We start from the raw sequence: 12138 nt of genomic DNA, 5'->3' as shown, positions 1-12138 counted from the left end.
CTTAAGCTTTAGCAAAACGCTGTAAAATTGGGTCTATTATCTCGTCTTTACGCCAACCTGTCATAGTAGGAGGCGTTAATATAAGCGCTTCCTTCAAAAACAAATGTCGCACGATTGGATCTAGTTGCTTTTTCTTCAATGCAGCTTCCGGGGCTATTCCTAATCCCTTCGCTTTTTCGAGTACAAAAGCTTTGATTGATTTGGATAACTCTCCTGCTTGTGAAGGCAACGGCATATCTAAAGCATGTTGATATTCATCTTGGCTTAGTTCATTAACCATGGCGACAGATTTTAAAATATGCTCACCATACAGCCTATGCTGACGACCTGTCATTTCCTCTGTTCTTGATAAGGCATTATGAGTGTCAGGAAAAAATTTCGCGATTGCCCATAAAGTTCTATCTTTGATTACTTGCCCTTTAGGCACATCTTCATTACGGGCGGTTTTATCACGCCAAATGAATAAAACACGTAATAAAGTTAAGCTTTTTTGGTTTAAACGCCAAGCAGACTTTACATTAGACCAATTTTGTTCGGGATCGCTATTAAGTCGGTATTGGTGTGTTATTGCTTGTGTATCTTCAAGTACCCAAGCCAACATATTCTTTTCATTTAAAGTGTTTATTTGATTGTTATATACATCTATCAAATATACGACATCTAACGCAGCATACCGCTTTTGAGCCTCTGTTAAAGGTCTCTTCAGCCAGTCTGAACGTGTTTCATCTTTTGCTATCTCAATATTCTTATAAGCAAGAATCAATTTCACATAGCTTAACGACCACTGCCCACTAACATAGGCTTCACCAACTTGAGTATCATAGAATGGTGTTGGTACAACCCCTAATAAGCGATCAAACACTTCTAAATCTTCAGAGCAGGCATGGAACACTTTAACGACATCATTGTTAGTCATTAACGCCTTAAGGTCAGTCCAATTAGTGATCGATAAAGGATCAATCAGAACAGCACTTTCCCCATCACTAATTTGAATTAGCCCTGTAATCGGATAAAAAGTTGTACGACGAATGAATTCAGTATCTACGGCAATAACAGGTAAACTTGCGAAATGTGCACACCAAGTGGCCAACTCATCATCACTTTCTACCCAAACTATCGGTACGTCTTTTTCATTTGAGCTCATGTTATAACTTTTTCCGACCATCAAGCGCCAAGGCAAGTGTGTTGCCATCGACATATTCTAATTCACCACCCATAGGAACTCCGTGGGCAATACGTGTAACTTCAATCTCTTTCGGCTTTAATAGTTCAGCAATATAATGACTTGTTGCTTCACCTTCTAATGTCGAATTGGTTGCAATAATCACTTCTTTAACTTCATTTTGGGTGACTAGGTTTTCCAACCTATCCAAGCCAAGCTCATCAGGCCCAATACCATCAATTGGTGATAAGTGACCTAACAATACAAAGTATCGCCCATTAAAGCGACCCGAAGCCTCCATAGCAGCTACATCGGCAGGGGTTTCGACAATGCAAAGTGTCTGGGCATCCCTATCCGTCGCGCTACAAATTTGACATTCGAGCTCTTCTGTCAAATTACGGCAACTTGTACATCGACCTACTTTATCTAAAGCAGCTCTTAATGTTTCAGCTAATCGATCTGCACCTTGATGATCCCTTTCAAGGAGATACAATGCCATTTTTTGTGCTGATTTAGGGCCAACACCAGGCAAACATCTTAGCGATTCAATTAATTCAGCAATTAATGGGCTAAATACCAATTTTATAACCTTTTATTTAATGATGGATAAACTAGAACGGCATTTTGAAGCCAGGAGGTAAAGGCATACCCTCTGTCGCGGCATCCATTTTTGATTTCTGAGTAGTCTCAATATTGCGCACAGCATCATTTACCGCTGCAGCAATTAAGTCTTCTAGAATTTCTTTGTCATCTTCAAATAAACTATCATCAATTTGCACACGTTTTACATCATGACGCCCTGTCATTGTAATTTTAACTAGACCTGCACCAGATTGACCTTCAACTTCCATATTCGCAATTTCATCTTGTACTTTTTGTACATTTTCTTGCATCTTTTGCGCTTGGCGCATGATATTGCCCATACCACCTTTAAACATTTTCTTCTCCGTTAAGCTTTGATTTTTACACTGTCATAAATTAATTGCCCACCCATGGTGCTTGAAAGCGCCATAACGATAGGATGAGCATTAAGATGGTCTATTGCTTCTTGCATCGCTTGAGCGCGTTTGCTTGCAGCAAATTCTTCCGCTGTCACTCCTGAGACATCTGCCACTGTGTCAATAATAAGCGGCACAGTTTCATTAAAGTAGTGACTAACAGCATCTTGAATCTGTTCATATCTAACTTGATTTAGCATGTGACCATATTCTAATGGCACCTCAAGTTTAACCCCCTGCTCTCCTGCCTCTAACATGCAAGAGTTCATTAAAATATTCTGAACTAAACCTGTTAAGGGTAAACGGGGTGCTATTAACCACCAAACTTGCATAGTCAAATCTGAAAAATGCGCTAAAGTTTCAACTTCCATTCCCAGTGCTGGCTGAACAATAATTTCAGCTTTACTAAACACCACATCTTCTTGGTTGGTCGCTACAGGCCTTTCTTCAATGATGATTTCTGATGCTTCAACAGGACTAGGTAGGGTTACTGCTTCTGATTGCATTACAGCAACTAACTCAGCCGAACGATCAAAAGTGGCCTCGCTAATATCCTCAATAACATCTTCGTCTTCATCATTATCTTCTTCTAAGACACTGTCATTAAAAGAAGATTCAGTTTTAGACTCGATTTGAGCTTGTTGTGCTATTTCATCAACAGAAATTTGACTTTCTTGCGCTTCTGCCTCATTAACTAAGCGACTGATATCAGCCATTTTTGCTGACGCTTCAGCCGTTTTTAATGATTTTGATTTTTCATCAGGCTCAAAAGGTGGCGTTTGTTCAGATTCATTTGAATTAGTCTGTTGAGATGTTTCTTGTTGATCTCTTGCTTGAAGACTCGTCTCTTCAAGGGTAGTAGCATGCTCTTTACTAACTGCATTATTATTAGCAACTGCTTCTGAGTTGCCAATATTGGATGCCAACTCAACGGCATCGGACACTTCATGTTTTACATCATTACTAAGCGAAGCATTTTGTAATTTTGTATCTAGTGTTTGATTATCCTTGCCCGCAATATCATGAGAACTTGGGTCTGACGTTGTTTGAACCGCATTTTTTTCAGATTGAGCCTTTTCTGCTGCTTGAGCTGAAATTGAATCACCAGGTAAGGCTTGCGCGTGCTCTTCTAAGTCTTGAACGACCTGATTTGATTCTGATTGCAAGTCTTGTTTAACGTTTGAAGGCTCTTGCTTTAACGCTGCAGGCGCTTGTTTGGTCTCTGATGACCCTAAATTTAACGCTGAGAGCTCTTGTCTATTTTGTGAAGTTTCCTGAACCACAACAGGTCTAGAAGATAACGCAACACTTGCAGCAGGTCTAAAAGCAATCAACCTTAAAAGCAACATTTCAAAGCCAGCTTTTGGCGAATGAGCTAATGGTAGATCTCGCTTACCTATCAATAAAGTTTGATAAAAAAGTTGAATTGTTTCACTAGAAACTTCTTGAGCAATCGCTTTAACGTTTGCTAGATCACCTAATTGATCTTCTAATGCATTTGGTACTTGTTGTTCTATCGCTATACGGTGCAGCAAATCTAATAATGACGCACATATAGCAATAAAATCAGGTTGATATTCAGCCAATTCATTCACTAGAACCAGTAATTTTGCTGCATCATTTTTAACAATGGTTTCTAGCAGGTTAACCACTTGCGCTTGGTTAACCAAACCTAGCATAGCAGTAACATCTGATTCACTAATATGGCCATTACCAAAAGCGATTGCCTGATCAGTTAAACTTAAAGCATCACGCATACTGCCGTTAGCAGCTTGGCCAATTTGCCATAGTCCAGCCTCATCGTAACCAAGCTGTTCAGTCGTTAAGATCTTCTCTAAATAATTAACGACACGTCCAGGTGACATATTTTTTAAATTAAACTGCAAACACCTAGATAAAATAGTAACCGGTAGTTTTTGTGGATCTGTTGTCGCTAATAAAAACTTAACATGGGCAGGAGGTTCTTCAAGCGTTTTCAATAAAGCATTAAATGAATGAGTAGACAACATGTGTACTTCATCGATTAGGTATACCTTAAAACGTCCCCTAGTCGGTGTATATTGCACGTTTTCTAATAGTTCTCGAGTATCTTCTACTTTTGTACGAGATGCTGCATCGACTTCTATTAAGTCAACAAAACGACCTTCAGCAATTTCAACACAACTTCCACATGTACCACACGGTTCCGGTGAAATCCCGTTGGTTTCACAATTTAGACATTTAGCAAAAATTCGTGCAATTGTTGTTTTACCAACACCACGTGTGCCAGTAAAGAGATAGGCGTGATGAAGCCTCTGTTGCTTAAGTGCATTGACCAGAGCTTGAAGTACATGATCTTGACCAGCAAGTTCAATAAAATTTTGTGGACGCCATTTTCGTGCTAATACTTGATAACTCATGATCCATGCTAGCTATTTTACGCGGATCTTCATTGTACGGCAGACAGACAGATGGGCCAACACTTTAGCCAACTTAATTGTTTAAACTTATTAATATTCAATTATTTGCATAAGAAACGATCAATATCAATAACATCTAAAAGCTGACGGCTTGCTGTCAATTACTCTATTCAATAATTAAATACCTTAGGTGACACGAGATTAATTAAAAATAAACGCTTCAAAAATGCCTTTATCGATAAGACTCATAACTACCTAAGTATTTATCATAAATGATTTTCAACTCACCATTATCCTGCATTTTTTTGAGCTCATTGTCATAACGACGTCGAATGCTTTTTATGTATGGATAGTCAGACACTTTTACGAAGGTATTAAAATATTCTTTCTCTTTAAGTGGTTTCTCTAGAAAGGCAATCTCATCGAGATAACCACCTTGCCTTGCTTGAAAAAGCGTATCAATACGACTATTAGCATATGTATCAAAACGACCGCGCAAAAGCTTATTCATATTCAGCTCATTTTTAACGACTAAATCCAGTATAAATACACCAGAATCAGCGGCCTCCCAAAATTCTTTCGTATAAGAAAACCCCTGTGTTGCGCCGACCCTTAACCCTTCTAAATCATTTAACGTTTCAAAACTAAACTTACCTAAATTTTCCTTAAGTAAGAAAAAATTCCAACTCAAAGTGACATGAGACTGTTTTGGGTAATATAAATACTTTGCCCTCTCCTTTTTATATGAATAAGTTAAAATCATATCGACATCCGGATCATGCCATAAATGTTTTAGCCTCGTAGATGAATTTACAATCTCTATCTCGTAAGTGACTTCCAACCTTTTCATTATCGTTTCTATTACTTCAACATCAATACCCACCAATTCACGGTTTTCATCGTAATACCTAAGCGGGGCACCCTCAATTCCGACAATTTTGAAATTATGGGCCGACCCCATAACCGGCAACCATAACAAAAGAATCAGCCAACGCTTTAACGAGCTCATACTTACCTCATTTATTTTTATTCTTTTAAAAGTTTAGCCGCTCTGAGTTTCTTATAAATATCAGGTGAAATTTTGACGATACTGACTAGGGCTCACACCTGCGTGACGCTTAAATAACGCTCTAAAAAAGCGAACATCTTGATATCCAACGGCACCACTTATCTTTTCAACATTCCAGACAGTCTCTATCAAATACTCCTTCGCTAGCTCAACCCTCATATATTGCACATAAATGAGAGGCGGCATACCTACAGCACTCACAAATTTTCGTTTTATTTGCCTTTCACTTAAGCAGGCCATCTTAGCAAGAAGTTCCAATTTAAAGGGCTCTGATAAGTGTTTTTGCAACCAGTCTTGCAATACATGAACTTTTTCATCTAAATGTCTTCTTACTTTATCAGGAGTACGATACTGCTGTTGGCTCTTTCGAGTAAAATCAAGCATTAGCAGTTTTGCGCACTTAACTTTAATAGCCTTACCAAAGTGGTCTCCGATTAAATGTAAAATCAGATCTTGGTAAGCATTTGCCCCTCCACTGGTTGATAACCTACCTTGCTGGCAAATTACTTCATTACTTTCAAGCAATACACTTGGGTATTTTCTACTAAAAAAATCATCATACTGCCAATGGGTCGTGGCAGACTTACCATCTAAAAGGCCTGTTTCAGCCAATAGAAAAGCTCCAGTACATAAACTAATTAGTCTGCTACCATCTTCATAATGTCGTTTTAACCAAGCTAGCAACGCCTCATCAAAGACTAAAGTTTCTGAGTTAACCCTCCCAATTGGCGCTATGATGAGATAATCACTTTGCCCTACCTCACCATAGGTTTTCGTCACTTTGAAATCGAAACTATCGGTAGCATGAGAGCAATATTCAGTACCCACAAGCTGCAACTCAATCTGACTCTCTTTAGCAACTAAACTATTAGCTAGCTTAAACATTTCATATGGCCCTAAAACACTCGAAATAGGAGACCCTTTACTGACTAAAATGGTGCATTTCATACGTTATGTCCAAACTGTCCTAATCACCAACCAAGGTTAGCATTAATGCCACTTACTCAACACAAGCAGGCAGCATAAAATAATTCAAAACACTATAAGGAATAATTTAGGATGCCAGATAACAAACAAGTACTGACGACATTTTATGAAGCTTTTCAAAAACTAGACTTTCAGACTATGGCGTCTTGCTATCATAAAGATGCTGAATTTAGAGATGAGGTATTTGACCTTAAAGGGGAAGAAATTAATGCCATGTGGCATATGCTTTGTAAAAAGGCGACGAGCTTCAATCTTACCTTTAGTTTTGAAGAGTCTAACTCGCACCTAACCGTTACTTGGCAAGCTAACTACTTATTTAGTCAAACTGGTAGACCTGTAGAAAACAAAATCACAGCAAACTTTGAATTTAAAGATGGCAAAATAATTAAACACAGAGATAGCTTTGATTTTTGGCGTTGGAGTCGTCAAGCACTGGGTTTACCTGGCTACCTCATGGGGTGGTCTCCTTTTCTACGCACTAAGGTACGTAAGATGGCAAATCAAAACTTAACAAAATTCATCAAAGCAAATCAGAACTAACAGCCTAGTAACAAGATAGCCTGATTAAATATAAAGTAATATTTAATCAGGCCATGTTAAATCAATCATTTAGATATAACAGTTCAGTTACATCAACGCCCTATCATTATCTCCTTGCTCATAAATCATAAGGCTTACACGAGATAGAACTTTAATATCTTCCATTGAAATATTTAGTGACATTTCACCGTTTGAAATTCGGCTCACTATCCCTTGCATATATGGAATATCACCTTTTGCTTTAGGCACACGATTTGAGATAAAACCAAACCATTTATCATTCATATTTTTAAGAACTTTTTTTATAACCTCTTGATTTACAATAGTAAAAGGCTTATCTAGATTACCTCCATCACGCAAGATATCATAAATTATGTGGCCTTTTTTCTTTGCCTGCATCATGTTCTCAGTATTTAACTGCAGTTCAGCAATATGACCATTACTCATTTCTAAAAAGAATTTGATATCCTTATAACCAGCTGCGGTTGCACCAATATCATATTTTTTATCATTACTAGTGCCGTATCTGTCCTTCATCGTATTCTGTTTTGATATGATCTTTTGAAATTCGTTTGTATTAAAAATATAATTTTTTGCCTGAATCATATCTTCCATTTCTTTGAAGATAATGGTCATTCGAGCCGCATCCTTAAGGTCACCTATATCATAATGACGCTTACGGTTAGTCACCTTATCTAATGCTCCATGAAAATCTTTTAATCCACCATATGCACCAGGTGGTTGCTTCAATATAGCATTGCCCTCTGGGAAGATACTTTGAATTTCTCGAGAGTATTTAATTAACTCAGTTTGAGCAGTTGCTATATCATGAAACATTAAAAATAACTGCTTACGCTTCAATTGTGCATTTGCAATTTGATGCCTAGCTGCATTATCCAATTTAGCACCACTAGCCATACTCGCTTTTGTTTTTGCATCTAGATAGTTAGATAAAGACCCTTTTTTGGTCATAATATCCAATATCACCTGATCTTGCTTTTTGTTGTCTTCATTAAGGTAGTTAAAGTTTTTTATCTTAAGTTCTAAAGCATCTAATTTAGGCCTTAACTCTTCATTTTTAACAAGCCTAAACCCTTGAGTTAATTTGCCCTGTTGATTTATTTTTGCAAACACAGCAGCTCGACGTTTTTTAATTAATGCTTTTTCAGCAGCTAATGCTTCTTCAGCTTTTATAGCATTCATATCATCTAATTGAACAACGAATTCGCCTAGTATTTTGAGCATTTCATCATCCATTCCCGCACTTGGGTTCATATCACTCATAATCTGATTCCTCTTAACGTCAATTAGCAATAACTAATTTTTAACACCTAAGTTATGCAAAATCATCAAATCCATTAAATAACAAGACAAACTCCACAGGAAAAACACATTAATACGTCTTAAAACAAAAGAAGGCGACCAATAGGTCGCCTTCTTTAATAACACATCAAGATTTACATATTAGGATAGTTAGGGCCACCAGCACCTTCTGGAGTTACCCAAGTTATATTCTGAGCAGGATCCTTAATATCACACGTTTTACAATGCAGGCAGTTTTGTGAATTTATTTGAAAGGTCTTTTCCCCTTCTTGCTCAAGGATTTCATACACGCCTGCTGGGCAATAACGTTGTGCGGGCTCAGCAAACCTAGGTAAATTTTGCTCTAAAGGAACACTTTCATCTTTTAACTTCAAATGGCACGGCTGATCTTCTTCATGGTTCGTACTGGACAAGAACACAGAGGACAACTTATCAAAACTAAGTTTCCCATCTGGCTTAGGATAACTTATCTCAGAATGCTTGCTCGCATCTTCAAGTGTCGCAAAGTCAGGCACTTCATCTTTGAAAGTAAAAGGTAACTTACCAGCAAAAATATTCTGATCAAACCAGTTATAGGTCCCACCTAAGAAAGTACCAAGTGTATGTAAAACTGGCACAAAATTCTTAGTTTGGTTTAATTCCTCATACACCCAAGAAGCATTAAATTTCTCTACGTAAGTATCTAACTTTCTTGGAGCATCAACCATGCCTAATGCATCAAATATAGCCTCAGCCGCTAACATACCTGATTTCATGGCGGTATGAGTCCCTTTAATTTTACCTGGATTCAAAGTACCCGCATCACAACCTATTAGCATACCACCAGGAAACACCATTTCTGGTAACGATTGCAAACCGCCTTTGGCAATAGCACGAGCACCATAGGATACGCGTTTACCATTTTGCAAATGCTTAGCAATCACTGGGTGATGCTTATAGCGCTGAAACTCATCATAAGGACTAATATAAGGGTTACTATAATTTAGATCGACAATAAGACCGACCGCAATTTGATTATTCTCTAAATGATATAAAAAGCCTCCGCCGCCAGCATCGCCATCTAAAGGCCAACCCGCAGTATGGATAACAGTACCAGGCTTACTCTCTTCTGCAGGTACATCCCAAAGTTCTTTAATACCTAGCCCATAATGTTGAGGGGAGACATCTTTATCCAGATTAAAATGAGCAACTAGCTCTTTTCCTAAATGACCACGACAACCTTCTGAGAAAACAGTGTACTTAGCCTTAAGAATCATACCAGGCATGAAACCGTCTTTTTCACCGCCATCTTCAGCAACTCCCATGTCTCCAGTTAAGATACCTTCAACTTGGCCATGCTCATCTAACACTAATTCTGCAGCACTAAATCCTGGGAAGATCTCCACGCCCATTTCTTCAGCTTGCTCAGCTAACCAACGACACAAATTACCTAAGCTAATGGCATAGTTACCATCATTATGTAACGTCTTTGGTATCATCCAATTAGCAAATTTAATGCCTTTTGATTCGTTTTTAAGCCAATGCAATTCATCAACATTAACTTCTGCATGTAAAGGTGCACCTTTATCTTTCCAATCAGGAAACAGTTCATTTAACGCTTTAGGATCAATTACAGCACCCGAAAAGATATGAGCACCAATCTCAGAACCCTTCTCAACTAAACAAACGCTGACTTCTTTGTCGGCTTGCTTCGCCAATTGCATGATGCGACATGCAGTAGACAACCCCGCAGGACCACCACCAACAATAACAACATCAAACTCCATCTCATCACGTTCTACCATTTTCCCTCCAACAACAGGTGAAAACCTTTTTATTATTTTATTGTATTAATACGACTCATTTTTTTTGAACACCCCTAGCTGCTGCCCAACTAGGAGGTTTTATTAGCGCTCGAAGCTTTGTGCAGACAAGGCTGAAACACTTTCCAAACCTGAAATAATTGTTTGGTGCTGAGCATTTGCTCTAGGCAAAATTTGCTGAACATAAAAGGCAACAGATTGCTGCCAAGATGCTTTTTGCTCTTCTGATAGGTTCGAGTCAGGCAATTTAGCTAACGCTTTAATTTGCAGACAGGCACCAACAACATAACCTGTTTGCATCATCAACGCATATGCAGAACCTGTTCCCAGTACCGCATCTTCTTTCATTTGAGCTAAGCAAGTTTGTTTCGAAAGAGTTAATTCAGCCAAAGCAATTAGCACTTTGTCCGTTCCTTTAATACCCAAACTTTTAGCAACTTGTACTTCAGCTGTTAGATCTTCTATCCAGTTACTAAAACCTAAGCCCTTGTCAGAGTACATTTTTCTGCCAATTAAATCGAGAGCTTGGATACCATTAGTCCCTTCATAAATTGGCAAAATACGCGCATCTCTAGCGTGTTGAGCGACTCCAGTCTCTTCAATAAATCCAACTCCACCATGCACTTGAATTGCTAAAGAAGTAATCTCTTGCGCTTGCTCTGTAATCCAACCCTTAACGATTGGAGTGTACATGTTTACTCTTTCTTTATGGCTACGTTGTTCTGGCCCTTCTGTAGAGTTTGCTAAATCAATTTCTACAGCCGCACTTAGCACCAAAGATCTCATCGAATCGATCTGAGATTTCATTGTCATAAGCATACGCAAAACATCAGGATGCTCTATGATAGGTGCACGTTTACTGCGATCTGCACTCATACCCTGAACACGATCTTTAGCATAATCTAATGCTTGTTGATACGCTCTTTCAGCAATAGCTAGACCTTGAAGGCCAACACCTTGCCTAGCATTATTCATCATGGTGAACATAGCCATAATACCTTGGTGTTCTTGTCCTACAAGGTAACCAATAGCACCTTCATTTTCACCAAAACCCATAACACAAGTAGGTGAAGCATGTATGCCTAGTTTTTTCTCAACAGAAACCACAGTGACATCATTACGCTCACCTAGAGAACCATCATCATTAACAAGGAATTTAGGAACTAAAAATAGCGAGATACCTTTTACGCCAGCTGGTGCATCAGGCAAACGGGCAAGCACCAAGTGAATGACATTATCTGTCATTTGATGATCACCCCAAGTAATAAATATTTTTTGGCCGCTAATTAAGAAGTGGTCATCTTTTGGCATTGCACGAGCAGCAATGGCAGCAAGATCAGATCCTGCATTAGGTTCAGTTAAGTTCATGGTTCCAGTCCATTCACCACTGACCATATTAGGTAGGTATTTATCTTTTAACGATTGAGAACCATGAGTTTCAATTGCTTCAATTGAACCTTGACTCAATAATGGACATAGTGAAAAGGCTAGGTTAGCCGACATCACCCCTTCATTTACAGCTGCAGCAAGAGAGAAAGGTAAACCTTGCCCACCAAACTCCTCAGAGCCAGCTAAAGATGACCATCCACCTTCAACATATTCACGAAACGCTTCTTTAAAACCTGCTGCTTCTTGAACATTGCCTTCTACAACAGTCGATCCCACTTGATCACCTTCATGATTTAAAGGCGCAATACACTGCTCTGCAAGTTTGCCTGCTTCAGTTAGGATAGCTTCAACTAAGTCCGTATCGACTTCTTCTTCCCTGTGGGCATTAAGTCGAGCTAAGCCTGCAATATCATTTAGGCTAAATAAAATGTCATTTAAAGGGTAGCGGTACTCGCTCATTATTATTGTC

10 protein-coding genes are annotated in these 12138 nt (G+C 38.6%); 1 reads left to right on the top strand and 9 read right to left on the bottom strand.

From position 1 onward, the window contains the following. Position 1: 1 nt before the first annotated feature. From rnd to Q0A08_RS03085, 6 genes are all read right to left on the bottom strand, one after another. A complete protein-coding gene (gene rnd / locus Q0A08_RS03110; RefSeq protein ID WP_438464781.1) occupies positions 2-1198 on the bottom strand; it encodes a ribonuclease D in 1197 nt (398 codons plus the stop codon). Beyond that, positions 1146-1742, bottom strand: coding sequence for a recombination mediator RecR (gene recR, locus Q0A08_RS03105; protein ID WP_438464779.1), 597 nt, complete (start codon positions 1740-1742; stop codon positions 1146-1148). The genes rnd and recR overlap by 53 nt, the downstream gene beginning before the upstream one ends. Before the next feature lie 31 nt (positions 1743-1773). After that, a complete protein-coding gene (locus tag Q0A08_RS03100; RefSeq protein WP_009834657.1) occupies positions 1774-2100 on the bottom strand; it encodes a YbaB/EbfC family nucleoid-associated protein in 327 nt (108 codons plus the stop codon). 11 nt (positions 2101-2111) lie between these two features. Next, on the bottom strand, positions 2112-4559 hold the full coding sequence (gene dnaX / locus Q0A08_RS03095) for a DNA polymerase III subunit gamma/tau (RefSeq protein WP_438464777.1): 2448 nt from the start codon (positions 4557-4559) through the stop codon (positions 2112-2114). Positions 4560-4791: 232 nt separating this feature from the next. Next, positions 4792-5568 carry a substrate-binding periplasmic protein gene (locus Q0A08_RS03090; protein WP_438464775.1) on the bottom strand — a complete coding sequence of 259 codons (777 nt, stop codon included), beginning with the start codon at positions 5566-5568 and terminating at the stop codon, positions 4792-4794. A 60-nt stretch (positions 5569-5628) separates the two neighbouring features. Next, complete coding sequence (locus Q0A08_RS03085) at positions 5629-6576, bottom strand: GlxA family transcriptional regulator (protein ID WP_438464774.1); 948 nt, start codon at positions 6574-6576, stop codon at positions 5629-5631. Positions 6577-6687: 111 nt separating this feature from the next. Between Q0A08_RS03085 and Q0A08_RS03080 the strand changes: the two genes are divergently transcribed. Beyond that, entirely contained in the window at positions 6688-7155 is a 468-nt protein-coding gene (locus tag Q0A08_RS03080; protein ID WP_438464772.1) for a nuclear transport factor 2 family protein, read from the top strand. An 87-nt stretch (positions 7156-7242) separates the two neighbouring features. Here the strand turns inward: Q0A08_RS03080 and Q0A08_RS03075 are convergent, their stop codons facing one another. The 3 genes from Q0A08_RS03075 to Q0A08_RS03065 form a co-directional block, all read right to left on the bottom strand. Then, entirely contained in the window at positions 7243-8439 is a 1197-nt protein-coding gene (locus tag Q0A08_RS03075) for a hypothetical protein (RefSeq protein WP_438464771.1), read from the bottom strand. Between the two features lie 173 nt (positions 8440-8612). Then, positions 8613-10262: an electron transfer flavoprotein-ubiquinone oxidoreductase gene (locus Q0A08_RS03070; RefSeq protein WP_438464770.1), complete on the bottom strand. Its 1650-nt coding sequence runs from the start codon at positions 10260-10262 to the stop codon at positions 8613-8615. A 102-nt stretch (positions 10263-10364) separates the two neighbouring features. Beyond that, the gene (locus Q0A08_RS03065) at positions 10365-12128 is read right to left on the bottom strand and encodes an acyl-CoA dehydrogenase family protein (RefSeq protein ID WP_438464769.1); all 1764 of its coding nucleotides are present in this window, start codon (positions 12126-12128) and stop codon (positions 10365-10367) included. Positions 12129-12138 lie beyond the last annotated feature (10 nt).

Origin of the sequence: Marinomonas sp. PE14-40 (assembly GCF_051623805.1) — a bacterium.
Classification (GTDB): Bacteria; Pseudomonadota; Gammaproteobacteria; order Pseudomonadales; family Marinomonadaceae; genus Marinomonas.
This window is presented reverse-complemented; position numbering and strand designations above follow the sequence as displayed.